The sequence below is a fragment of the Pseudomonas sp. XK-1 genome (assembly GCF_038069885.1).
Taxonomy (GTDB): Bacteria; Pseudomonadota; Gammaproteobacteria; order Pseudomonadales; family Pseudomonadaceae; genus Aquipseudomonas.
Genome location: NZ_JBBPES010000001.1, coordinates 290,454 through 314,865, shown reverse-complemented (window position 1 = coordinate 314,865; position 24,412 = coordinate 290,454). Strand labels below are relative to the sequence as shown.

Annotated in this window: 23 protein-coding genes and 2 tRNA genes; 17 read left to right on the top strand and 8 right to left on the bottom strand. The window is 62.9% G+C overall.

Annotated elements, in window-relative coordinates; genetic code table 11:
- The first annotated feature begins 164 nt into the window (after nucleotides 1-164).
- Nucleotides 165-1,409 carry a murein hydrolase activator EnvC family protein gene (locus WMW70_RS01375; protein ID WP_341435731.1) on the top strand — a complete coding sequence of 415 codons (1,245 nt, stop codon included), beginning with the start codon at nucleotides 165-167 and terminating at the stop codon, nucleotides 1,407-1,409.
- Nucleotides 1,410-1,462: 53 nt separating this feature from the next.
- Nucleotides 1,463-2,767, top strand: a complete 1,305-nt coding sequence (locus tag WMW70_RS01370; RefSeq protein WP_341435730.1) for a S41 family peptidase — start codon at nucleotides 1,463-1,465, stop codon at nucleotides 2,765-2,767.
- A gap of 335 nt (nucleotides 2,768-3,102) precedes the next feature.
- On the opposite strand, the gene WMW70_RS01365 is transcribed toward WMW70_RS01370, so the two are convergent.
- The 7 genes from WMW70_RS01365 to hisB all read right to left on the bottom strand — a co-directional run bounded on the left by WMW70_RS01365 (nucleotide 3,103) and on the right by hisB (nucleotide 8,056).
- Complete coding sequence (locus WMW70_RS01365; RefSeq protein WP_341435729.1) at nucleotides 3,103-3,858, bottom strand: substrate-binding periplasmic protein; 756 nt, start codon at nucleotides 3,856-3,858, stop codon at nucleotides 3,103-3,105.
- 128 nt (nucleotides 3,859-3,986) lie between these two features.
- Nucleotides 3,987-4,742, bottom strand: coding sequence for a substrate-binding periplasmic protein (locus WMW70_RS01360; protein ID WP_341435728.1), 756 nt, complete (start codon nucleotides 4,740-4,742; stop codon nucleotides 3,987-3,989).
- Between the two features lie 201 nt (nucleotides 4,743-4,943).
- Entirely contained in the window at nucleotides 4,944-5,714 is a 771-nt protein-coding gene (gene hisF, locus WMW70_RS01355) for an imidazole glycerol phosphate synthase subunit HisF (protein ID WP_341435727.1), read from the bottom strand.
- Between the two features lie 75 nt (nucleotides 5,715-5,789).
- Nucleotides 5,790-6,527: a 1-(5-phosphoribosyl)-5-[(5-phosphoribosylamino)methylideneamino]imidazole-4-carboxamide isomerase gene (hisA, locus tag WMW70_RS01350; protein WP_341435726.1), complete on the bottom strand. Its 738-nt coding sequence runs from the start codon at nucleotides 6,525-6,527 to the stop codon at nucleotides 5,790-5,792.
- Between the two features lie 36 nt (nucleotides 6,528-6,563).
- The gene (locus WMW70_RS01345; RefSeq protein ID WP_341435725.1) at nucleotides 6,564-6,824 is read right to left on the bottom strand and encodes a DUF2164 domain-containing protein; all 261 of its coding nucleotides are present in this window, start codon (nucleotides 6,822-6,824) and stop codon (nucleotides 6,564-6,566) included.
- Nucleotides 6,825-7,463, bottom strand: coding sequence for an imidazole glycerol phosphate synthase subunit HisH (hisH, locus tag WMW70_RS01340; protein WP_341435724.1), 639 nt, complete (start codon nucleotides 7,461-7,463; stop codon nucleotides 6,825-6,827). It lies immediately after the preceding gene.
- Nucleotides 7,463-8,056, bottom strand: coding sequence for an imidazoleglycerol-phosphate dehydratase HisB (gene hisB / locus WMW70_RS01335; protein ID WP_341435723.1), 594 nt, complete (start codon nucleotides 8,054-8,056; stop codon nucleotides 7,463-7,465). The genes hisH and hisB overlap by 1 nt, the downstream gene beginning before the upstream one ends.
- Nucleotides 8,057-8,187: 131 nt before the next feature.
- Between hisB and WMW70_RS01330 the strand changes: the two genes are divergently transcribed.
- From WMW70_RS01330 to WMW70_RS01260, 15 genes are all read left to right on the top strand, one after another.
- Nucleotides 8,188-9,483: a nitrate- and nitrite sensing domain-containing protein gene (locus WMW70_RS01330; RefSeq protein WP_341435722.1), complete on the top strand. Its 1,296-nt coding sequence runs from the start codon at nucleotides 8,188-8,190 to the stop codon at nucleotides 9,481-9,483.
- A 323-nt stretch (nucleotides 9,484-9,806) separates the two neighbouring features.
- The gene (locus tag WMW70_RS01325; protein ID WP_341435721.1) at nucleotides 9,807-11,138 is read left to right on the top strand and encodes a CmpA/NrtA family ABC transporter substrate-binding protein; all 1,332 of its coding nucleotides are present in this window, start codon (nucleotides 9,807-9,809) and stop codon (nucleotides 11,136-11,138) included.
- 31 nt (nucleotides 11,139-11,169) lie between these two features.
- Nucleotides 11,170-12,042: a nitrate ABC transporter permease gene (gene ntrB, locus WMW70_RS01320; protein ID WP_341435720.1), complete on the top strand. Its 873-nt coding sequence runs from the start codon at nucleotides 11,170-11,172 to the stop codon at nucleotides 12,040-12,042.
- A gap of 10 nt (nucleotides 12,043-12,052) precedes the next feature.
- Complete coding sequence (locus WMW70_RS01315) at nucleotides 12,053-12,835, top strand: ABC transporter ATP-binding protein (RefSeq protein WP_341435719.1); 783 nt, start codon at nucleotides 12,053-12,055, stop codon at nucleotides 12,833-12,835.
- Nucleotides 12,836-12,955: 120 nt separating this feature from the next.
- The gene (locus WMW70_RS01310) at nucleotides 12,956-14,056 is read left to right on the top strand and encodes an NAD(P)/FAD-dependent oxidoreductase (protein ID WP_341435718.1); all 1,101 of its coding nucleotides are present in this window, start codon (nucleotides 12,956-12,958) and stop codon (nucleotides 14,054-14,056) included.
- A gap of 123 nt (nucleotides 14,057-14,179) precedes the next feature.
- The gene (locus tag WMW70_RS01305) at nucleotides 14,180-16,414 is read left to right on the top strand and encodes an AsmA family protein (protein WP_341435717.1); all 2,235 of its coding nucleotides are present in this window, start codon (nucleotides 14,180-14,182) and stop codon (nucleotides 16,412-16,414) included.
- On the top strand, nucleotides 16,411-17,478 hold the full coding sequence (mutY, locus tag WMW70_RS01300; protein WP_341435716.1) for an A/G-specific adenine glycosylase: 1,068 nt from the start codon (nucleotides 16,411-16,413) through the stop codon (nucleotides 17,476-17,478). The genes WMW70_RS01305 and mutY overlap by 4 nt, the downstream gene beginning before the upstream one ends.
- The gene (locus WMW70_RS01295; protein WP_341435715.1) at nucleotides 17,475-17,747 is read left to right on the top strand and encodes an oxidative damage protection protein; all 273 of its coding nucleotides are present in this window, start codon (nucleotides 17,475-17,477) and stop codon (nucleotides 17,745-17,747) included. The genes mutY and WMW70_RS01295 overlap by 4 nt, the downstream gene beginning before the upstream one ends.
- A gap of 237 nt (nucleotides 17,748-17,984) precedes the next feature.
- Nucleotides 17,985-18,060: transfer RNA gene (locus WMW70_RS01290), tRNA-Phe, on the top strand.
- A gap of 338 nt (nucleotides 18,061-18,398) precedes the next feature.
- Complete coding sequence (locus WMW70_RS01285; RefSeq protein WP_341435714.1) at nucleotides 18,399-19,172, top strand: ABC transporter ATP-binding protein; 774 nt, start codon at nucleotides 18,399-18,401, stop codon at nucleotides 19,170-19,172.
- Nucleotides 19,173-19,189: 17 nt separating this feature from the next.
- On the top strand, nucleotides 19,190-19,942 hold the full coding sequence (locus WMW70_RS01280; RefSeq protein WP_341435713.1) for an ABC transporter substrate-binding protein: 753 nt from the start codon (nucleotides 19,190-19,192) through the stop codon (nucleotides 19,940-19,942).
- A gap of 51 nt (nucleotides 19,943-19,993) precedes the next feature.
- Nucleotides 19,994-20,689, top strand: a complete 696-nt coding sequence (locus tag WMW70_RS01275) for an ABC transporter permease (protein ID WP_325505519.1) — start codon at nucleotides 19,994-19,996, stop codon at nucleotides 20,687-20,689.
- The gene (locus tag WMW70_RS01270; protein ID WP_325505517.1) at nucleotides 20,686-21,375 is read left to right on the top strand and encodes an ABC transporter permease; all 690 of its coding nucleotides are present in this window, start codon (nucleotides 20,686-20,688) and stop codon (nucleotides 21,373-21,375) included. The genes WMW70_RS01275 and WMW70_RS01270 overlap by 4 nt, the downstream gene beginning before the upstream one ends.
- A gap of 46 nt (nucleotides 21,376-21,421) precedes the next feature.
- On the top strand, nucleotides 21,422-22,639 hold the full coding sequence (locus tag WMW70_RS01265) for a methyltransferase (protein ID WP_341435712.1): 1,218 nt from the start codon (nucleotides 21,422-21,424) through the stop codon (nucleotides 22,637-22,639).
- A 291-nt stretch (nucleotides 22,640-22,930) separates the two neighbouring features.
- A tRNA-Thr gene (locus WMW70_RS01260) sits at nucleotides 22,931-23,006 on the top strand.
- 207 nt (nucleotides 23,007-23,213) lie between these two features.
- Here WMW70_RS01260 and WMW70_RS01255 read toward each other — a convergent pair.
- On the bottom strand, nucleotides 23,214-24,194 hold the full coding sequence (locus tag WMW70_RS01255; protein WP_341435711.1) for a hypothetical protein: 981 nt from the start codon (nucleotides 24,192-24,194) through the stop codon (nucleotides 23,214-23,216).
- Between the last annotated feature and the right edge of the window lie 218 nt (nucleotides 24,195-24,412).

Sequence of the window (24,412 nt, the reverse complement as noted above, 5' to 3'; positions counted from 1 at the left end):
TACGGGCCGTCGCTGCGCGACGTTAACCATGGCTCCCGGCCATTTTTATGGCCTACCATCCCTGGCGACCACCCTTTGGGCCGTCGCTACGCGACGTTAAAAATGGCTCCCGGCCATTTTTTAGGCATACTAGGCACGTCTCCGTTCCAGGTGCCGCCCGCCCCATGTTTCGCGCCCTTGCCCTGATTTTCCTGACTGTCCTGTTTGCGCCTGCCTTCGCCGACGAAAAAGCCGACGCCCAGAAGCAACTGGAAGCCGCCCGCGGCGATGTCGCCGAGCTGAAGAAACTGCTGGAGAAGCTGCAACTGGAGAAATCCGGCGTGCAGAAGGACCTGAAAAAAACCGAAAGCGAGCTGGGCCAGCTGGAAAAGCAGGTCAAGGGCCTGCAGGACGACCTGAAAAAGACTCAGGAAGAGATTCAGCGTCTCGACAGCGAGAAAAAAAAACTCGAAGGCGCGCGCCTTGAGCAACAGCGACTGATCGGCATCCAGGCTCGCGCCGCCTACCAGAGCGGTCGTCAGGAATACGTCAAGCTGCTGCTCAACCAGCAGAACCCGGAAAAGTTCTCGCGCACCCTGAGCTATTACGATTACCTCAGCGAAGCCCGTATGGAGCAGCTCAACGGCTTCAACGAGACCCTGCGACAACTGGCCAATATCGAGCTGGACATCGCCAACCAGCAGGCCCAGCTGCAGGAACAGAAAAGCGCGCTGGACGTCCAGCACCAGCAACTCGCCGTGGTACGCAAGGAACGCCAGCAGGCCCTGGCCAAGCTGAACAGCGAATTTTCCGCCCGCGACCGCAAACTCAAGGCCCGCGAGCGCGACCAGGCACAATTCGCCCGAGTGCTGAAAACCATCGAAGAAACCCTCGCCCGCCAGGCCCGCGAAGCCGAAGCCGCGCGCCAGCGCGCCCTGCTCGCCGCCCGCGAACAGCCCCGCATCAATGCGCCGGCGGCGGCCGCCAGCGGTCCGCAGGTCAGTTCGGGAGCCAGCGTTGGCGGACCGTTCGCCAAGGCTCGGGGCAAGCTGCCCTGGCCCGTGGATGGTCGTCTGGTGGCGCGTTACGGCACTCCGCGCGGCGGCGACGCTCGAACCAAGTGGGACGGCGTCCTTATCGGTGCCTCTGCCGGCAGCCAGGTGCGCGCCGTGCATGGCGGCCGCGTGGTCTTCGCCGACTGGTTGCGCGGTTCCGGGCTTCTGGTCATTCTCGACCATGGCAACGGTTATCTGAGCCTGTACGGGCACAACCAGAGTCTGCTTAAAGACGCCGGCGATATGGTCGCCGCGGGGGACCCCATCGCCACGGTCGGCAACAGTGGCGGCCAGGAAACCCCGGCACTGTATTTCGCAATTCGCCAGCAGGGCCGCCCCAGCGACCCCGCCCAATGGTGCCGCACACAGGGATAGTCGGTGGTTGCAAGACGCCGCGTTTACCGTTTCAGGACAGGAGTAAGTTCGATATGCCGCATTTGTTCCGCCTCACCGCTCTCGCGCTGGCCGCCAGCCTGCTGGGCCATGCCTCACTGGCCCTGGCCGATGCAGCGCCGCCACCAGCCACCGCGAACGACAGCGCGCCCCTGCCCCTTGAGGATCTGCGCACCTTCGCCGAGGTGATGGACCGGATCAAATCGGCCTATGTCGAACCGGTAAGCGACAAGACCCTGCTGGAAAATGCCATCAAGGGCATGCTCAGCAACCTCGACCCGCACTCCGCCTACCTGGAGCCGGAAGCCTTCCGCGACCTGCAGGAAAGCACCAGCGGCGAGTTCGGCGGCCTCGGCATCGAGGTCGGCACCGAAGACGGCTTTATCAAGGTGGTATCGCCCATCGACGACACCCCGGCCTCGGCCGCGGGCATCCAGCCCGGCGACCTGATCATCAAGATCGATGGCAAGCCGACCAAGGGCCTGTCGCTGATGGAAGCGGTGGACCAGATGCGCGGCAAGGCCGGCAGCAAGATCACCCTCCGCCTGGTGCGCGAAGGTGGTAAACCCTTCGACGTTGAGCTGACCCGCGCGGTGATCAAGGTCAGAAGCGTCAAGAGCCAACTGCTCGACGACGGCTACGGCTATGTGCGCATCACCCAGTTCCAGGTCAACACCGGCGAAGAAGTCGGCAAGGCGCTGAACAAGCTGCGCAAGGACAATGGCAAGAAGCTCCGCGGCCTGGTCCTGGATCTGCGTAACAACCCCGGCGGCGTACTGCAGGCCGCAGTCGAGGTGTCCGACCACTTCCTCAAAAAGGGCCTGATCGTCTACACAGAAGGGCGTATCGCCAACTCCGAACTGCGCTTCTCCGCCGACCCGGCCGACGCCAGCGAAGGCGTACCCCTGGTGGTACTGATCAATGGCGGCAGCGCCTCGGCTTCGGAGATCGTTGCCGGCGCGCTGCAGGATCACAAGCGCGGCGTACTGATGGGCACCGACAGCTTCGGCAAGGGCTCGGTGCAGACCGTACTGCCGCTGAACAACGACCGCGCCCTCAAGCTCACCACCGCGCTCTACTACACCCCCAACGGCCGCTCGATCCAGGCCCAGGGCATAGTCCCGGACATCGAGGTGGCGCGCGCCAAGCTGACCCGCGAGCAGGATGAGTCGGGCATCAAGGAAGCCGACCTGCAAGGTCACCTGGGCAACGGCAATGGCGGCGCGGACAAGCCGAGCAAGAGCAAGACCGCCACCCCGGCGCGCCCCCAGGACGACGACTACCAGCTGAGCCAGGCCCTCAACCTGCTCAAGGGCCTGAACGTTACCCGCGGCGATTAACGCCAGCCCAGACCCGCACCAAGCGGCAAAAAGCCCGGCCTTGATCACTCAAGGCTGGGCTTTTTCTGGGCTACAGACTCGCTAATAGTAGGGTGCGCCTTGTATTCAGCCGGAACAGGCGGTGGTTTCTTGGTGCGCACGGCGCACCCTACGGGGTAACGCCTGCACCTTAGGAGCGGCGGCGTGCCTAACCCATGCCCGCGAAACCGCGATCGCGGCCATGGAATGGGGCACACACCACGCCTACAAACTGCTCTTCACAACCTAACCGCTACGCTATACAAAAAGCCCGACCTTGATCGCTCAAGGCCGGGCTTTTTTATACCAACCAACAACTACAGGTAGTTATTGGTCATCTCTTCGATAAAGCCTTCGGCGCGCAGCTCATCCAGGGCTTTCTGCAGACGCTCGATCACCTCGTCCGGGGTGTCCTTGTTCAGCGCCAGGTACAGCTCGGCCTCGTTGAAACGCAGCACCGTGGTCAGGCCGCTGACGCCATCCTGCTTGGCCAGGTAACGCCCCACCGGGTCGGTGGTGGCCCACAGGTCGATCTTGCCGGAGATCAGCTTCTTGATGTTCTCCTGATCGCGCAGGGCATTGATCGGCTTGAGCCCCTGGCTTTCCAGGTGCTGGCTGACCGCATCGTTCTTGTAGGCCCCGACCTGATACTGCGCCGCCTCTTTCAGGCTGGCCACGCTGAGGTTATTGCCGGGCGCGGCGAGCAACACCCAGCTGGTCTTGGCCAGCGGCCCGACCCACTTGAACAGCGGCTGCCGCTCGGGGGTGAAGGTGGTGGAGAACAGGCCATAGTTGGGCTTGTCCAGGGTCAGGCGGTACAGGCGATCCCAGGGGAAGCGCAGGCTCAGGCTGTAATCGATATTGGCGCGCTTGAACATTGCCCGCACCACTTCGGCGCTGATGCCGTCGATGCCGTCATCGCGGGCAAAGTTCTTGTCATCCACCGACATATTGAACGGCGGGAAATTTTCCGTCAGCAGCACCACTTTATAGTCGGCCGGCAACTCGGCGTGGGCGGCAAAGGCGCTAAGGACAAGGCCGAACAACAGACTGCTTTTTATCGTTTTCAACATAGGTCTTCCCGCTCGCAAAATTTGTGATTATGGCTAGCGGCATCCCTGCTCGGGCGGATGCCAGGCGACTTGACGTCAACCATCCCTGACCGCGAGCCGGCTTGTGGCTGCCCCGCCGGTTTTTCGCATTACAGATAATTGCTCAAGATCTCGTCGACAAAACCTTCGCTGCGCATCTTGTCCAGTTCAGCTTGCAGCTTCTGTACCACTTCATCCGGCACCTCCTTGTTGAGGGCCAGGAAGAGTTCCGCGCTGTCGAAGCGCAGGATGGTTTTCAGCCCACTGATGCCTTCCTGTTTCGCCAGGTAACGTCCGGCGGGGTCGCCGCTGGCCCACAGGTCGATCTGCCCGGCCATCAGTTTCTTGGCGTTTTCCTGGTCGCGCAGGGCGGTGATCGGCTCCAGGCCCTTCTCCACCAGGTACTCGGCAATCGCATCGCCCTTGTAGGCACCGACCTTGTACTGCTTGGCATCGTCCAGGCTGCTCAGGCTGATAGTACTATCGCTGCGGCCGAGCAGTACCCAGTCGTCCGGACCGATCGGGCCGACCCACTTGAACAGGTTTTCCCGCTCGGGCAAACGGGCGGTGACGAACACCCCATAGCCGGGTTTTTCCAGGGCCAGCTTGTAGATCCGGTCCCAGGGGAAACGCAGGGTCAGGTTGTACTGAATTTCGGCACGCTTGAACATTTCGCGAATGATATCCGCGGCAATGCCATCGATATTGTCTTCCTGGGCGAAGTTCTTGCCGTTGATCGCCATGTTGTAGGGCGGGAAATTCTCCGTCAGCAGCACCATCCGGTAGTCGTCGGGAACTTCGGCCTGGGCGCTGGCGGCCAACAACCAGCCTGCAGCCAATAGCGCAATCGACAGGGATCTGAACATAGCAACTCTCTTTCCATTAAGGCCGGACTGGGGCGCAGCATAACCAGCAGCGTCCACCAGGCCTAGACTTTGCAGCCTGAAAACGACCGATCGGTCGCGGGTGGGTATATAGGGTCGGGCCACGGGCACGGCCGCATACTCTAACCAAATGGGCGGCAAGCTGCTGTCGACCCGTACTCAAGCTGAGCCGGGCCAGCCCATTCAGCGTACGACTATGCCGCGACTGGCCAGGTAGGCCTTGGCTTCCGGCACTGTGTATTCGCCGAAGTGGAAGATGCTCGCGGCCAGCACTGCCGCCGCCTTGCCTTCGAGGATGCCGGCAGCCAGGTGCTCAAGGTTGCCGACGCCGCCGGAGGCGATCACCGGGATGCCGACCATTTCGCTGATGGCGCGGGTCACGCCGAGGTCATAGCCGCTTTTTACGCCGTCCTGATCCATGCTGGTCAGGAGGATTTCGCCGGCACCGAGGTCTTCCATCTTCTTCGCCCAGAGCACGGCATCCAGGCCGGTGGGTTTGCGCCCACCGTGGGTGAAGATTTCCCAGCGCGGGGTTTCACCCGGCTTGGAGACTTTCTTGGCATCGATGGCCACGACGATGCACTGCGAACCGAAGCGCGACGCGGCCTCGCCGACGAACTCCGGGGTAAACACCGCCGCGGTGTTGATCGAGACCTTGTCCGCGCCGGCATTGAGCAGGTTGCGGATATCCTGCACGGTGCGCACACCGCCACCGACGGTCAGGGGAATAAACACCTGACTGGCCATGCGTTCGACCGTATGCAGGGTGGTGTCACGGCCGTCAACGCTGGCGGTGATATCGAGAAAGGTGATCTCGTCGGCACCCTGCTCGTCGTAACGGCGGGCGATCTCCACCGGATCGCCGGCATCGCGAATGTTCTCGAACTGCACGCCCTTGACCACGCGGCCGTTGTCCACGTCGAGGCAGGGGATAATGCGTTTTGCCAGTGCCATAAGAAGTATTCCCGTAGTGTGTCGCGGGGCCGCCGAGGCCGCGCGCACCGCCAAAACCGTGCAGGTCGCCCCGCGTCAGCCCTTGAAGTTATCGCAGAAGGCCTGAGCCTCGGCCACATCCAGGGTGCCTTCATAGATGGCACGGCCGGTGATGGCACCGATAATGCCCGGCGAACGGGCCAGCAGCAGCTTCTCGATATCACTGAGGTTGTGGATACCGCCGGAGGCGATCACCGGAATCCGGCTGGCGGCGGCCAGGGCGGCGGTGGCCTCGACGTTGCAACCCTGCATCATGCCGTCTTTGGCGATATCGGTATAAACGATGGCGGATACGCCGTCAGCCTCGAAACGCTTGGCCAGATCGGTGGCCTGCACCGTCGACACTTCAGCCCAGCCGTCGGTGGCGACGAAGCCATCCTTGGCATCCAGACCGACGATCACCTTGCCGGGGAAGGCCTTGCAGGCGTCGGTGACGAATTGCGGATCTTTCACCGCCTTGGTGCCAATAATCACGTAGCTGACACCGGCACGCACATAGTGCTCGATGGTTTCCAGGGTGCGGATGCCGCCGCCGATCTGGATCGGCAGAGTCGGGTAACGCTTGGCGATGGCGGTGACCACCTCGCCGTTGACCGGCTGGCCTTCGAAGGCACCGTTGAGGTCGACCAGGTGCAAGCGACGGCAGCCGCCCTCAACCCACTTGGCGGCCATGCTCACCGGGTCTTCGGAGAACACCGTGGAGTCTTCCATGCGGCCCTGGCGCAGACGCACGCAAGCGCCGTCCTTCAGATCGATAGCGGGGATAATCAGCATCGGTTGAACCTGCTCAAGTCGTGTGAATTCGGTGGGTCAGCTCTTTTCCAGCGCCCAGAGGTCGCTTTCGATGCTCTCGAACCGTTCTTTCAGGTGAGTCTGTACATCGAAAATCGCCCGGTTGTAGTAGTGCGGTGCAATCTCGCGGGCAAACAACTCCAGCACTTCGGCGGCCTCGAAGCTGCCCAGCTCAAGCTCGAAGCGCTCGGCCATAAAACGCTTGAGCACCAGGCAGGCGTCACGTTCCTGCTCGGTGCTCAGGGTCATCAGTGGCGGTTTCTGCTTGGCCCGGCTCATTTACCAGCGGCCATCCCAGGCGGCGAAGTTCTGCAGCAGCTGCAGGCCATGGGTATGGCTCTTCTCCGGGTGGAACTGCACGGCGAAGCGCGAACCCTCGGCCAGGGCTGCGGCGAAGTCCTTGCCGTAATGGCCGCGACCGACCACCTGCTGCGGCTTGCCGGCTTCGATGTAATAGCTGTGCACGAAGTAGAAGCGCGCCATATCGGGAATGTCGTGCCACAGCGGGTGCTTGACCGCCTGACTCACTTCATTCCAGCCCATATGCGGCACCTTCAGCGGCTCGCCGTCTTCGACCATATCCTTGCCGAAGAAGCGCACCTGGCCGGGGAACAGACCGATGCAGTCGACCCCGTCGTTCTCTTCGCTGCGTTCGAGCAAGGCCTGCATGCCCACGCAGATGCCGAGAAACGGCCGGTCCTGGCTGACTTCACGCACCAGGCTGTCGAAACCCAGACGCTTGATCTCGGCCATGCAGTCGCGAATCGCGCCGACGCCGGGGAATACCACCCGGTCGGCTTCGCGAATCACCTGGGCATCGCTGGTCACCAGCACCTTGCCGGCACCCACATGTTCGAGAGCCTTGGCCACCGAATGCAGGTTGCCCATGCCGTAGTCGATAACCGCGACCGTCTGCATCAGAGCACGCCCTTGGTCGACGGCATCTGCCCGGCCATACGCGGGTCCAGCTCGACGGCCATACGCAGGGCGCGGCCGAAGGCCTTGAACACCGTTTCGATCTGGTGGTGGGTGTTGGTGCCACGCAAGTTGTCGATATGCAGGCTGACCAGGGCGTGATTGACGAAGCCCTGGAAGAACTCCTGGAACAGGTCCACATCAAAGCCGCCCACCACCGCACGGGTGAATGGCACATGCATCTGCAGCCCAGGACGGCCGGAGAAGTCGATGACCACGCGCGACAACGCTTCGTCCAGCGGCACATAGGAATGGCCGTAGCGGGTCATGCCCTTCTTGTCGCCGATGGCTTTGGTGAACGCCTGGCCGAGGGTGATGCCGACGTCTTCCACGGTGTGGTGATCGTCGATATGCAGGTCGCCCTTGCACTGGATATCCAGGTCGATCAGGCCGTGACGGGCAATCTGATCGAGCATGTGTTCGAGGAACGGCACGCCAATATCGAACTTGGCCTTGCCGGTACCATCCAGATTGATCGAGACCTTGATCTGGGTCTCCAGGGTGTTGCGTTCGACGGAAGCCGTACGTTCGGCCATCACCAGCTCCAGAAATTGCTCGCGGAAAAAGGCTGCCATTATAGGGGCAAAGCCGCCCTGGGGATACGCACCCCGCCGCCTGGACTGCATCTTGCAGACGTCCGGATATTTGCCCTGCCGAGGCGGCGATCATGCATGAGCGGAAAATGCCGGCCACCCTGCGCTTTATGCTAGCGGCCCGGCGCAGCGAGTTGCTCGGCCTGGAAGACCTGGCGCAGACCTGTGAGCTGGTGACCCGCATCAGCCAGCTGGTGCATGCCCTGCAAAAAGAACGCGGCTACTCCAACCTCTACCTGAGCGGCAACGCCCCGCACCAGCGCCTGCAGCTGGACGGCCTGAGCCAGGCCGCCGACAGCCTGGAACGCCAGGTCCGCGACGACCTCGAACGCATTGATCAGAACGGCCTCGGCTCGGCCGACAAGACCCGCCTGTTCACCCGCATCGCCTATGCCCTGCATAGCCTCGACGAGCTGCCGGCGCTGCGCCGCAAGATTCGCGAACACCGGATCAGCATGCAGGACGCCACCGCCGCCCTGGTACGGCTGATCGGCGGCCTGCTGGCGGTGGTCTTCGAGGCCGCCGATACCGCCATCGACCCCGCCATCACCCGCAGCCTGGTGGCGCTGTTCAACTTTATGCAGGGCAAGGAACTCGCCGGCCAGGAGCGCGCCCTGGGCGTCGCCGGCTTCGCCAGCGGCTACTTCACAGCCGAGATGCTCGAGCGCCTGGAACACCTGCTGGAGTGCCAGGAGCGCAGCTTCGTGACCTTCGGCCGCTTCGCCAGCCCGGCGGCCCTGGAGCTCTGGCACAGCCTCTGCGCCAGCCCCAGCAACGCCCAGGCCTGCCGTCTGCGCGAGATCGCCCGGCGCACCCACGCCGACGCCCGGGTCGACTGCCAGCTCGGCGAACTCTGGTTCGAACTGCACACCGCCCGTATCGACGCGATGAAAAGCGTGGAAACCTGCCTGGAGCAGGATCTGCTGCACGGCTGCCAGCAGAGCATGCAGCGCGTTCGTCACGACCTGCACAACCACCGCCGTCTGCTCGACGGCCTCAGCGATATGCATGCCGCCGCCGAGCAGGCCAGGCTGTTCAGCGTGCCCAGCAGCGACCGCGACAGCCCGGCCGAAGAAGGCCAAAGCACTAACCTGGCGCGCTCGACTCTGGATCTGCTGCAGAGCCAGACCCAGCGCCTGCAGGGCATGCACGACGAACTACGGGAAGCGCGCCAGGCCCTGGACGAGCGCAAGCTGGTGGAACGCGCCAAGCAGTTGCTGATCAAGCAGCAGGGCTGCAGCGAAAGCGAAGCCTATGCCCGGCTGCGCCAGACGGCGATGAACCAGGGCCTGCGTCTGGACGAGGTGGCCCAGCGCCTGTTGGCACTCAACGCCGAGCTACCCACGGCCAGCCCCCGACAAAAGCACTGAACTCAGGCACACGCCAGAAGCCACGCACTGCGAACGTGCACCACCGCATGCCGCGGTACCCCTTCAGCACAGCGCCAGGCCAGGGCGAACGAACACCACGCTCGCCTGGCCGGGCAATGCAAACCATTGATCTGACAGGCGCGACCGACCCGAAACGGCATACGCGAAAACATTACCTAGATCCTGGCACGGCTTTCGCTATGGCTAGAACAAGCCTGGCAGCAATGCCGAGCACCACAATTTAATCCGGACAACGATGTCCACGCCCCCGGCTCAGCCGGTCGGCGTGACATCGTTTTTTTTCGCCCAGAGGAAACCGAACCATGACCGACAAGCCGAGCAATGACGACAGCAACAGCGTACTGATGGCCTCGCGCCGGCGCTTCCTGAAACAGTCGATAGTCGCCGCCAGCGGTATCGCCCTGCTCGGCGGCATGCCGCTCGGCCTGTCGTCCAGCGCCTGGGCCGCCGGCACGGATGTGGAAACCACCAAGGCCAAACTCGGCTTTATCGCCCTGACCGATGCCGCGCCGCTGTTTGTCGCCGCCGAGAAAGGCTTTTTCGCCAAATACGGCATGACCGAGGTCGAGGTGCTCAAGCAATCGTCCTGGGGCACCACCCGCGACAACCTGGTGCTCGGCTCGGCGAAGAACGGCATCGACGGCGGCCATATCCTCACCCCCATGCCTTACCTGATCAGCGCCGGCATTGTCACGCCGAACAACCAGCCGGTACCGATTTCCATCCTCGCCCGCCTCAACCTGGCCGGCCAATGCATCTCGGTGGGCGAGGAATACCGCGACCTGAAAATCGGCGTCGACAGCACGCCATTCAAGGCGGCTCTGGAAGCCAAGAAAGCCAGTGGCAAAAAGGTCAGTGCGGCCATGACCTTCCCCGGCGGCACCCATGACTTGTGGATGCGCTACTGGCTGGCAGCCGGCGGCATCAATCCGAACAGCGACATCAACACCATCGTGGTGCCGCCAGCGCAGATGGTCGCCAACATGAAAGTCGGCAGCATGGACACCTTCTGCGTCTGCGAGCCGTGGAACGCCCAGCTGATCAACCAGAAGATCGGCTACACGGCCAACACCACCGGCGAGCTGTGGCACAACCATCCGGAAAAATCCTTCGCCCTGCGCAGCGATTACGTCGCCGCCAACCCCAAGGCCGCCCAGGCCCTGACAATGGCGATCATGGAAGCGCAGATGTACTGCGAGAAGCCGGAAAACAAGGAAGAAGTGGCGAAGATCTGCTCGCAGCGGCGCTGGATCGGCGCGCCTTATGCCGACATCGTCGACCGCATGAAGGGCAACTTCGCCTACGGCACCGGCAAGGTGGTGGAGAACCATCCAGAACAGATGCGCTACTGGGACGACTTCGCCTCCTACCCCTTCCAGAGCCACGACCTCTGGTTCCTCACCGAGAACAAGCGCTGGGGCTACCTGCCGGCCGATTTCGACAGCCAGGCACTGATCGCCCAGGTCAACCGCGAGGATATCTGGCGCGCCGCCGCCGCCGCCCTGAGCCTGCCAGCCGAACAGATTCCCGCCTCGACCTCGCGCGGCGTCGAGACCTTCTTCGACGGCAAGGTGTTCGACCCCGAAAACCCGCAAGCCTATCTGGACAGCCTGACCATCAAGGCCATGGCCTGACCGCCATGCACCGCCTGCGAGGAGACACCCGATGAACGCCAACGTAAAAATCGAACCCGCCGCCGTGGCCAGCCCGACAACACCAGCCACACCCTCGCGGCTTAGCCGTATCGGCACACGCCTGCAGCAGACCCTGCTGCAGGATCTGCTGCCACCGCTGGTGATCCTGCTGGTGCTCGGGCTGATCTGGGAAATGCTCTGCTCGGGTGCCGGTGCAGCCCTGCCGCCACCTTCCCAGGTGCTCAGCGACACCTGGGAGTTGATCGTCGATCCCTTCTACGACAACGGCGGCAACGATGTCGGCCTGGCCTGGCAACTGCTGGCCAGCCTGCAACGGGTGGCGGTGGGTTATCTGCTGGCAGTGGCGGCCGGCGTCGCCCTCGGCGTGCTGATCGGCCAGTCGGACTGGGCCATGCGCGGCCTCGACCCGCTGTTCCAGGTGCTGCGCACCGTGCCGCCGCTGGCCTGGCTGCCGCTGTCCCTGGCGGGTTTTCAGGACAGCCATCCGTCGGCGATCTTCGTGATCTTTATCACTGCGATCTGGCCGATCATCATCAACACCTCGGTGGGCATCCGTAATATTCCCCAGGACTACCGCAACGTCGCCCAGGTGATCCAGCTGAATGCCTGGGAGTACTTCCGCATCATCATGCTGCCGGCCGCTGCACCCTACATCTTCACCGGCCTGCGCATCGGGGTCGGCCTGTCGTGGCTGGCGATCATCGCCGCGGAAATGCTGATCGGCGGGGTCGGTATCGGCTTCTTCATCTGGGATGCCTGGAACGCCTCACGCATCAGCGACATCATTCTCGCCCTCGTCTATATCGGCGTGGTCGGCTTCTTCCTCGACCGTCTGGTGGCCTTCGCCGGCCGGCGCATCACCCGCGGCATCCCCGCCGCCTGAGGATTCGGACATGAGCTACCTCTCCATCGAACAACTGGACAAAAGCTTCGTGCGCGGCAACCTGGCCTCCCAGGTGCTGAAGAACATCAACCTGCGCATCGACAAGGGCGAATTTATCTCGATCATCGGCCACTCCGGCTGCGGCAAGTCGACGGTGCTGAATATCGTCGCCGGCCTGCTCGACCCCAGCCTCGGGGTGGTCATCCTCGACGGCAAGGAAGTCAGCGGCCCCGGCCCGGACCGCGGCATGGTGTTCCAGAACCACTCGCTGCTGCCCTGGCTGACGGTGTTCGAAAACGTCGAAGTGGCGGTCAACAAGGTGTTCAAGCGCAGCATGAGCAAGGCCGAGCGCCGCGAGTGGATCGAGCACAATCTCAAGCTGGTGAGCATGGGCCACGCCCTGGACAAGTACCCCCAGGAGATTTCCGGCGGCATGAAGCAACGCGTCGGCATCGCCCGCGCCCTGGCGATGAAGCCCAAGGTGCTGCTGCTCGACGAACCCTTCGGTGCCCTCGACGCCCTCACCCGCGCCCACCTGCAGGACGAGGTGATGCGCATCCAGGCAGAGCTGGGCAACACCATGATGATGATCACCCACGATGTCGACGAGGCGGTGCTGCTGTCGGATCGCATCGTGATGATGACCAACGGCCCCTCGGCCACCATCGGCGAAATCCTCAGCGTCGACCTGCCGCGCCCGCGCGATCGCATCGCCCTGGCCGACGATCACGAGTACAACCGCTGCCGCCGCGCGGTACTGAGCTTTCTCCACGACCGCCATCGGCTGCAGTAAGCGACAGCTGTCGCGAGAGAATGATCAAAGGCTAACCCTGCGCCGCGACGTTTATGGCCACCTCACAGGTTCTTGTTATGCTCCCCACCTAACTCGTCAACCCGCAGCACCGACAACGCCATGGACAGTATCGATACCCTGATTATCGGCGCGGGAGCCCTCGGCCTGGCCTGTGCCGCGCGCCTGGCCAGGTCGGGTCAGAGCACCCTGATAGTCGAGGCAGAAAGCCTGATCGGCAGCCACAGTTCCAGCCGCAACTCCGAGGTGATCCACGCCGGCATCTACTACACCCCCGGCTCGCTCAAGGCCGAACTGTGCCTGGAAGGCCGCGAGCGGCTATATGCCTGGTGCCGCACACACCAGGTGGCGCACCGGCAACTGGGCAAGCTGCTGGTGGCGGTGGAAAACGCAGAAATCGCCAGGCTCGAACAGCTCCACGAAAACGCCGAAGCCTGCGGCGTGCACGACCTGCAGCGCCTCAGCCAAACCCAGCTGCAAACGCTGGAACCGGCGGTACGCGGCAGCTGCGCCCTGCTCTCGCCGAGCACCGGGATTATCGACAGCCACACCTACCTGCAATCGTTGTTGGCCGCAGCCGAGCATCGCGGCGCGCAGTTGGTTCTGCACACCCGCGTCGAACAGCTCGAAGCAGACGGCGCTGGCTGGATAGCCAGCGGCCAGAGCAACGGCGAGCCGTTCCAGCTCAAAGCCCAGCGAGTGATCAATGCCGGCGGCCTATTCGCCCAGCAGCTGGCCAGGCAAACCCAAGGGCTGCAGAACGTACCTCCGCTGCACCTGTGCCAGGGCCGCTACTTCAGCTACAGCGGCCGCTCGCCCTTCCGGCACCTGATCTACCCCATGCCGGAAGCCAACAGCGCCGGCCTCGGCATCCACGCCACCCTGGATCTCGGCGGCCAGCTGCGCTTCGGCCCGGACACCCAGTACCTCACGCAGCTCGACTATCAGGTCGACGAAAACCTGCGCGAGCCGTTCGCCAGCGCCATCCGCCGCTACTTCCCGAGTCTCGACAGCGCACGCCTGTTGCCGGGCTACAGCGGTATCCGGGCGAAACTCGCAGGCCCCGGGGAACCGGCCGCCGACTTCCTTATCCAAACGGCCAAGGAGCACGGCCTGCCAGGCCTGGTCAACCTGTTCGGCATCGAATCGCCTGGGCTTACCGCCAGCCTGGCTATTGCCGAGCGCGTGGCGCAAGCACTGTAAAAGCCGCTTGCAAAATCACCGTGCAAACAGGACTGTCGGCGGTCCAGATAAAAGCGCTGGCGCTATACTCGCCGGCTCGGATTGCTGCTCTTCACTATCAAGCTTCAAAACAAGGACTCGCACATGAAAGCGCTCGGCAAAATACTCGGCCTGTTTTTCCTCGGGCTGTTGCTGATCATCGTGGCGCTGGGCTTCGCCCTGACCCACCTGTTCGATCCCAACGACTACAAAGATGAAATCAGTCAGCTGGCCCGCGACAAGGCCAACCTGGAGCTGACCCTCAATGGCGATATCGGCTGGAGCCTGTTCCCCTGGCTCGGCCTGGAGCTGACCGAGGCCACCCTGGCCAGTACCAGCACCCCCGACCAGCCCTTTGCCGACCTGCGCCTGCTTGGCCTGTCGGTGCGCGTGCTGCCGCTGCTGCGCCGCGAAGTGCAGATGAGCGATATCCGCATCGACGGCCTCAACCTCAACCTGCAGCGCGACGAAAAGGGCCGCAGCAACTGGGAAGATGTCGGCAAGCCCGCGCCAACCGCTGCCAGCACAACCACCGCCAGCAACGCCGACAGTGCTGCCAAACCAGCCACCGAACAGCCCGCCAGCCCGGCTCCGAGCGCGCAGCCGATCAAGCTGGATATCGACAGCCTGATCGTCAACGGCGCGCGCATCGACTACCACGACGAACAGAAAGGCCAGCAATTCAGCGCCGAAAGCATTCAGCTGACCACTGGGGCCATCCGTGAAGGGGCCAATATTCCGCTCAAGCTCAGCGCCTTCTTCGGCACCAATCAACCGGTGGTCCGCGCCCGTAGCGAACTGCAGGGCGAACTGCGCTTCGACCGCGTACTCAAGCGCTACCAGCTGGAGGACGCCAAGCTCTCCGGCGAAATCTCCGGCGAACCCTTCGACGGCCAGACCCTGACCTACACGGCCCAGGGCCAGCTGCTGGTCGACCTGGCCGCCCAGGTCGCCGAATGGAACGGCCTGAAATTCTCCGGCAACCAGCTGCGCGCCCTCGGCGAGCTGAAGGTCCGCGACCTGGACAAGGCCCCCAAACTCAGCGGCGGCCTGTCCATCGCCCCGCTCAACCTGCGCGAATTCCTTGCCACCATCGGCCAGAAACTGCCGCCGATGAAGGATGACAAGACCCTCGGCCAGTTCGAGCTGGTTACCCGCCTGACCGGCACGGACAACAGCCTGAACTTCGAAGACCTGCAGCTGAAGCTGGACGACAGCAGCTTTACCGGCAAGCTCGCCATCGCCGATTTCGCCAAGCAGGCCCTGCGCGTGCAGCTAAAGGGCGACCGCCTGGACCTCGACCGCTACCTGCCGGCCCCCAGCCAGGACAGCCAGAGCGCCAGCGCCGCGCGCAAGGCCGAGGTCAAGGAAAGCGTGGCCAATGCCGGACAAAGCGGCAGCACGCCATTGCCCAACGCACCGACCCAGCAGGCCTGGAGCCGCGACCCGCTGCTGCCGATCGAACTGCTGCGCAAGCTCGACCTGCAACTGAGCCTGAGCCTCGACCAGCTCACCGCCCAGCAACAGAACTTCAACAAGATCAACCTCAAGGCCAACAGTCGAGCCGGTTTGCTGACCGTCGAAGAGCTGCGCGGCAACCTCGGCAACGGCAGCTTCGATGCCAAGGCTAGCCTCGATGTGCGCCCGGCCACACCCCTGCTCAAGGTGCAGAAGAGCCTGACCCGCATCGCCGTTGAACCCTTCCTGAAGAAGCCCGACCAGCCTTCGCCGCTCAAGGGCCTGCTGGATTTCAAGGCCGATCTGAGCACCAGCGGCAACAGCCAGCAGGCCTGGATAGAAGGCCTCACCGGCAGCGCCAGCTTTGTCCTGAATGACGGCGTACTGGTCGACGCCAACCTCGAACAGCAGCTGTGCCGCGGTATCGCCACCCTCAACCGCAAGGTGCTGAGCAGCGAGCCACGCAGCAAGGACACCCCCTTCGACAGCCTGCAGGGCACCCTCAGCCTGCGCAACGGCGTAGCCCACAACCCGGACCTGAAAGTCCGCCTGCCGGGCCTGGCGCTCAGCGGCAAGGGCGACCTCGACCTGCGCATCCTCGGCCTCGACTACCGCGCCGGCATCACTCTGATCGGCGACCAGCGCGAAATGCCCGATCCGGCCTGCCAGGTCAACGAGCGCTATGTCGGCATCGAGTGGCCGCTGCGCTGCCGCGGCCCGCTGGAAATGGGGGCCAAGGCCTGCCGCCTGGATCAGGACGGCATGGGCAAGGTGGCGGCCAAACTGGCCGGCAACAAGATCAACGAGAAGCTCGAGGAAAAACTCGGCGACAAGATCAGCCCCGAGCTGAAAGACGCACTCAAGGGCCTGTTCAACCGATGAGTCCCGAGCAGTTTGCAGGCAGCGTACTGAACTGGTACGACAGCCACGGGCGCAAGGACCTGCCCTGGCAACAGGGCATCACGCCTTACCGCGTGTGGGTCTCGGAAATCATGCTGCAGCAGACGCAGGTCAGCACCGTGCTCGGCTACTTCGACCGTTTTATGGCCGCCCTGCCGACGGTAAAAGACCTGGCCGAAGCGCCGGAGGACGAAGTGCTGCACCTGTGGACGGGCCTGGGCTACTACACCCGCGCGCGTAACCTGCAGAAAACTGCGCAGATAGTGATGACTGAACATGGCGGCGAGTTCCCCCGCGATGTCGACCAACTCACCGAACTTCCCGGCATCGGCCAATCCACCGCCGGAGCCATCGCCAGCCTCAGCATGGGCCTGCGCGCACCGATACTCGACGGCAACGTCAAGCGCGTGCTGGCCCGCTATGTGGCCCAGGAAGGCTATCCGGGCGAGCCCAAGGTGGCCAAGCAGCTATGGGCAGTAGCCGAGCGCTTTACCCCCCACGCCCGGGTAAACCACTACACCCAGGCGATGATGGACCTGGGGGCCACCCTCTGCACCCGCAGCAAGCCCAGCTGCCTGCTCTGCCCGCTGAAGAGCGGCTGCCAGGCGCACCTGCTCGGCCTGGAGATCCGCTACCCGATCCCCAAGCCGCGCAAGGCCCTGCCGCAGAAGCGCACCCTGATGCCGCTGCTGACCAACCCAGCGGGGGAAGTGCTGCTCTATCGCCGCCCTTCCAGCGGCCTCTGGGGCGGCCTGTGGAGCCTGCCGGAACTGGACGCCCTGAGCGCCCTCGACGCCCTGGCCAGCCGCCACGACCTGCAACTGGGTGAACGTCGCGAACTGAGCGGGCTGACCCACACCTTCAGCCACTTCCAGCTGGCCATCGAACCCTGGCTGGTGCAGGTCAACGCCGCGCCAGCCGCCGTGGCCGAGGCCGACTGGCTCTGGTATAACCTCGCCACCCCGCCGCGCCTGGGCCTTGCCGCCCCAGTCAAGAAACTGCTCAAGCGCGCCGCCGACAGTCTGCTTACAGGAGAGCCCGCATGACCCGCACCGTACTGTGCCGCAAGCACAAACAGGAACTCCCCGGCCTCGACCGCCCGCCCTACCCCGGAGCCAAAGGCGAGGACATCTACAACAACGTGTCCAAGCAGGCCTGGGAAGAATGGCAGAAGCACCAGACCCTGCTGATCAACGAACGCCGCCTGAACATGATGAACGCCGAAGACCGCAAGTTCCTCCAGGTCGAGATGGACAAGTTCCTCTCTGGCGAGGAATACGCCCAGGCCGAAGGCTACGTGCCGCCGAGCGAGTAACAGCAACACCCTCCCCTGAGCCCGGATGCAAGACGGGAAAGAGTCGCCCCAGAACTGCATCCGAACTCCCCTGCGCCGCACTCACCTGTAGGAGCGGGCTTGCCCGCGATCAGCTCGCCCCACCAGCCCCAACCCCCAGCGAAGCCCCTGCCGAACCTAACCGCCCGTAATAATTAAATATTTTTCAAACTCACGCTTGACACCTCCCCCTCAAATCCGTCTAATAGCGCCCCGTTAGCCCGGGTAGCTCAGTCGGTAGAGCAGGGGATTGAAAATCCCCGTGTCGGCGGTTCGATTCCGTCCCCGGGCACCACTAACACCGAAAAACCCCAAGCGAATATCACCTCCTTGGGGTTTTTTATTGCCTGCGATTTCATGCCCACCGGCGCACCATGCGTCGTCGCCCCACACAGGCTCATGCCAGAACAGCACGCCTCCACGCAGCAGAAAATGAGCGACGAACAATACGCACCGCGAGCAATATTGCGCTCGCGCGACAGCCAGCTGCAGCCAGGCGACACCCGTGACCCCAGCGGCCCCGGGCGGCCGGTAAACGGCTTGGCGGTCAGCGAAACGCTATGCTAGCTTGACGCCACCGCCAGGAAGGCCAGACACCCGCCTGAGCGCATTCGAACAAGAAGAGGACCCCCCATGGCCGAGGCCACGCCCGCGCTGGAAATTCGCGATCTGCATAAACGCTATGGCGACCTCGAGGTGCTCAAGGGCATCTCCCTGACTGCCCGCGACGGCGATGTCATCTCCATCCTTGGCTCCTCCGGTTCAGGCAAGTCGACCTTTCTGCGCTGCATCAACCTGCTGGAGAACCCGCACAAGGGCCAGATCATCGTTGCCGGCGAAGAGCTCAAGCTCAAACCCGCAAAGAACGGCGAACTGGTCGCGGCCGACGGCAAGCAGATCAACCGTCTGCGCAGCGAAATCGGCTTCGTGTTCCAGAATTTCAATCTGTGGCCGCATATGAGCGTGCTCGACAACATCATCGAGGCCCCGCGCCGGGTGCTTGGCCTGAGCAAGGCCGAGGCCACCGAGCGGGCCGAGGCGCTGCTGGCCAAGGTCGGCATCGGCGACAAGCGCCACGTCTACCCCAACCAGCTTTCCGGCGGCCAGCAGCAGCGCGCGGCGATTGCCCGCACCCTGTGCATGGAGCCCAAGGTTATCCTGTTCGATGAGCCAACTTCGGCCCTCGACCCGGAAATGGTACAAGAAGTGCTTAATGTGATCCGCGCGCTCGCCGAAGAGGGTCGCACCATGCTGCTGGTGACCCACGAGATGGGCTTCGCCCGTCAGGTGTCCAGCGAAGCGGTGTTCCTGCATCAGGGCCTGGTTGAAGAACAGGGTCCACCGGCGCAGGTGTTCGACAGCCCCAACTCGGCGCGCTGTAAACAATTCATGTCCAGCAATCACTAAACACGGAGCTACTACGCATGCAGAACTACAAGAAAATCCTGCTGGCCGCTGCCGCTACTCTGGCATTCGCCGGCAGCGCCATGGCTGCTGAAAAACTCAAGATGGGCACCGAAGGCGCTTACCCGCCCTTCAACCTGATCGACGCCAGCGGCCAGGTCGGTGGCTTCGACGTGGAAATCGGCCAGGCCCTGTGCGCCAAGATGAAGGTCGAGTGCGAAGTGGTCACCTCCGACTGGGACGGCATTATCCCGGCCCTCAACGCGAAGAAATTCGACTTCCTGATCGCCTCCATGTCGATCACCGAAGAGCGCCAGGCCGCCGTCGACTTCACCGAGCCCTACTACACCAACAAGCTGCAGTTCATCGCCCCCAAGGGCTCGGACTTCAAGACCGACGAAGCCAGCCTCAAAGGCAAGGTGATCGGAGCCCAGCGCGCTACCATCGCCGGCACCTGGCTGGAAGACAACCTGGACAAGGTCGTCGACATCAAGCTCTACGACACCCAGGAAAACGCCTACCTCGACCTGTCCTCGGGCCGCCTCGATGGCGTGCTGGCCGATAGCTTCGTCAACTGGGAATGGCTCAAGAGCGATGCCGGCAAGGACTTCGAGTTCAAGGGCGACCCGGTGTTCGATAACGACAAGATCGGCATTGCCGTGCGCAAGGGTGATGCCCTGCGCGAGCGCCTGAATGCCGCGCTGAAAGAAATCGTTGAAGACGGCACCTACAAGCAGATCAACGACAAGTACTTCCCCTTCAGCATCTACTAAGCAGCCGGCTCTGCGCCGCCACCATGGCGGCGCGGGCTTCTGAGCGCCCCCATGAATTTCGATCTCTACGGATTCGGCCCGGCCTTGCTTGCTGGCACCTGGATGACCATCAAGCTGGCGCTTAGCGCACTCAGCCTGGGGTTGGTGCTCGGCCTGCTCGGTGCCCTGGCCAAGACTTCGCCGTACAAGCCGCTGCAATGGCTTGGCGGCACCTACTCGACCATAGTGCGCGGCATTCCCGAGCTGCTCTGGGTGCTGCTGATCTATTTCGGCACCGTGCAGCTGATGCGCAACCTCGCCGACCTGTTGGGCATCGAAAGCCTGGAGCTGAGCGCGTTCGCCGCCGGCACCATCGCCCTGGGCATCTGCTTCGGCGCTTACGCCACCGAGGTGTTTCGCGGGGCCATCCTGGCCATCCCCAAGGGCCATCGCGAAGCCGGTCAGGCCCTTGGCCTGTCCAAGCCGCGGATCTTCTGGCGGCTGATCCTGCCGCAGATGTGGCGCATCGCCCTGCCCGGCCTGGGCAACCTGTTTATGATCCTGATGAAGGACACCGCCCTGGTCTCGGTAATTGGCCTGGAAGAAATCATGCGCCGCTCGCAGATCGCGGTGACCTCGAGCAAAGAACCCTTTACCTTTTTCCTGGTGGCGGCCTTTATCTACCTGGGCCTCACCGTACTCGCCATGATCGGCCTGCACTTCCTTGAGAAGCGCTCCAGCCGCGGCTTTGTCAGGAGCGCGGGATGAACTGGGAAGTAATCATCAAGTGGCTGCCACGCCTGGCCGAAGGGGCCATGCTGACCCTGGAGCTGGTGGCCATCGCCGTCGTCGCCGGACTGATCCTGGCCATCCCCATGGGCATCGCCCGCGCCTCCCGGCACTGGTACGTACGCGCCCTGCCCTACGGCTATATCTTCTTCTTCCGCGGCACCCCGCTGCTGGTGCAGCTGTTTCTGGTCTACTACGGCCTGGCCCAGTTCGACGCCATCCGCCAAGGCCCGCTATGGCCTTACCTGCGCTCGCCCTACTGGTGCGCCATCCTGACCATGACCCTGCACACCGCGGCCTATATCGCCGAGATCCTCCGTGGCGCGATCCAGGCCGTGCCCCAGGGCGAGGTCGAGGCGGCGCGAGCGCTGGGCATGTCCCGGGCGCAGACCATGTTCTATATCATCCTGCCGCGCGCCGCGCGCATCGGCCTGCCGGCCTACAGCAACGAAGTGATCCTGATGCTCAAGGCCAGCTCCCTGGCCAGTACCGTGACCCTGCTGGAACTGACCGGCATGGCGCGCACCATCATCGCCCGCACCTACCTGCCGGTGGAGATCTTCTTCGCCGCCGGTATGTTCTACCTGCTGATCGCCTTTATCCTGGTGCGCGGCTTCCGGGTGCTGGAGCGCTGGCTGCGGGTCGACGCCTGCCAGGGGCGCTAAGCCGGGGGCGGTTGCCGCCCCCGCACAATCGACGCCAATATGCCCCATGAGCGACCATCCCCTGAGCGGCCCCGCCCTGCTGCAACGCTTCCACGCCCTGGACAGCTTCCTCATGGAGCACCAGGCCCTGTGGCGGCCACGGCCCTTTACCCACCACCCGGCCCTGCCGTGGGAAGCCAGCCACCCGGAACTGGCGGCCTGGCTCGGCGCACGCAGCCTGGAGCAGGCCGAAGCCGCACACAACCAGCCCCACCAGCTTCCAGCCCCTGCGCCATTTCCCCAACTGGCCGCCCACGCCCAGGCCCTCTGCCAGCTTGGCGACCTGCCACAGCAGCCCCAGGTAGCAGCCCCTGCGCGCCTGAGCGTCGACGTACCCGGGCGCAAATGGCAGCAGATCGAGGCCTTCGCCAGCTGCCTGCAGTTCGCCCAGCCTGCCCAGCACTGGCTCGACTGGTGCGCCGGCAAAGGCCACCTGGGTCGTCGCCTGGCCCATGGTGGCGGCGCGCTGAGTTGCCTGGAGTACGACCCGGCACTGGTCCACAGCGGCCAGCGCCTCAGTGATAAACTCGGCGTGACGGCGCAGCATATCGAGCAGGATGTGCTGGCCGCCGATGCTCACCGGCACCTCGCCAGCAGCCATACCCCAGTGGCCCTGCACGCCTGCGGCGACCTGCATATGCGCCTGCTGCAACTGGCCAGCCAGACCGGCTGCCGGCAACTGGCGGTCGCGCCCTGCTGCTACAACCGCATCGCCGCGCCGAACTACCAGGCACTCTCGACCAGCGCCAAGGCATCGTCCCTGCAGCTGTCGCGGGAAGACCTGGGTCTGCCGCTGAGTGAAACGGTCACCGCCGGAGCCCGGGTGCGTCGCCAGCGCGACCAGTCCATGGCCTGGCGTCTGGCCTTCGATCTGCTGCAACGCCAGCTTCGCGCCAGCGACAGTTACCTGGCCACCCCATCCCTACCCAGCGCCTGGCTGCACAAGGACTTTGCCACCTACTGCACCGACCTGGCCGCCCTCAAGCAATTGCCGGCCCCCGGGGCGCAAGACTGGCGGCACCTTGAACAACAAGGCTGGCAACGCCTGGCCCGGGTGCGCAACCTGGAACTGCTGCGCAACCTGTTCCGCCGCCCCCTGGAACTCTGGCTACTCCTGGATCGCGCCCTCTACCTGGAAGAGCAAGGCTACGCCGTGCGGCTCGGCCACTTCTGCTCCAGCCAACTGACTCCGCGCAACCTGCTATTACTGGCCGAGCGCTACTGACTTGCCCACAACATCTGTGGATAACTCTGTTGATAGATTCTGGGCAAATTCCTGAAAAGCCCACCCCTGCGACGATAGGGCGCGCTGTATATTTTTTGCTCTAATAATAAATTCAATAAAAACATAGAGTTAAGCAATAACGTGAAACAGTGCACAAAACCCTACCGACCCGGCCGAAACTCACTCGGGTTTGTGCATAAAGATTTTCCTGTTCATAACGAAGACTGCACAGCACTCGCCGCAGACGGCTTTACTCGGCCACGCGAATGGATATAATGGCGACCCTCAAATGCCGGTATAGCTCAGCTGGTAGAGCAACTGACTTGTAATCAGTAGGTCCCGGGTTCGACTCCTGGTGCCGGCACCATACGAAACAACGACTTAGGCTCGCCGCAAGGTGGGCCTTTTTCGTTTTCAGGGAGTCTGCTCCCCGTTCTGCTCCCCGCTGGGGAAGTGACTGGGCGGCTAAACTCCCTGCAGATATCTAGTTGCAGCGCCCTTCTCTCCTGCTGGGATCTCTGGGGCCGGCATAAAACAACACCGATAGTTGCCCTCACCGATATGCAATTGGTCCTTATCCGTGCCGCCCCCGCAATCGCGCTTTCAGAATCAACCTAGCCACATTTAGGGTCACCGCATACGCATCGTTCAGTGCTTGGGCGTCTACGTCGCCTGTATGGACCAAAGAGCTACGTAAGTCATAGGCTTTCACCACTTTGCGGGCAAGCTCACTCAGCTCAGGCTCGGAAAGCGACACGACGTCTAAGACAAGCTTGCGCACTCGACGCCTGATGGAAGTTTCCTTGCGAAAATCGATTTCCCTGAGCAGGGCCTGCAATGCGTCGCAGGTTTCCTCATCCGACGCTGCACTGAGTCGTGCTTGTACCGTGTCGGCAAAGTCCTTTAGTAGCACCACAGCATCTACATGCTTCTCCACCACCGGGGCTAGCACTTCGAGTGCCATCATAAGGGTCAAGAAACGGGTTCTGATTGAGGTCTCTGACAGGTGAGCTAGGTATAGGTCCAACGCTATGGCCAGACGCGGATCAGTCTGCTCGGAGACGACACCACCAAGTTGCATTCCTTCGCTCAGCGTTTTCTCTACCATTGCCCATGATGTAAAGACGTGACCTGAGGCGCTACCGGAGACAAACCGGATGTTTTCGCCGCTCCTGTAAACGGTTACGCCCGCCTCTTCAGTCAGACCATGCACCGGCCCGGTGTAGGGGAGACTGAACTGCTGATTCAGATTTCTGGCCGCCTGCTCAGGGTCGTCAGGGCGAGTGATTTGGCGCTGCTCAAAGTATGGAATAAATGAGATGTTTCTATCGATGACAAGATTCCACAACCCTTCCTTCAATTGCGAAATAAAGGCTACCGCCGTAGCTTCGGAGTCAAAGTCATAGGCCTGCAAAACAAGGTGACCGCTCCTCTCCTTTACTGTGATATGGACTGCCCCGACCTGTAAGGTCGGCTCAGACTCCAATCCAGACACCGATTTTTCTCCGAGAAGCTTTACGGAGAGACGCAACGTCCATTTTTCAGCGGGCATCATGGAATTCTCTTTTGCTCTGTGGGCTGCACCATGCTCTTTAAATAAAGAATCAGGTCGTTGGGTACTAGCGGAAGATTGAAGCCACTCCTGGATTGCCTGAAGCCTTGCTTTCAACGGTAGCTACACTGACAACCTGTGCTGAGGAAAAGGCTATTTCGCTGTTAACCAGCCTGTTAACTAATAACGCCAACGGCTTGGAGGCGAACATGGTTCGGCAA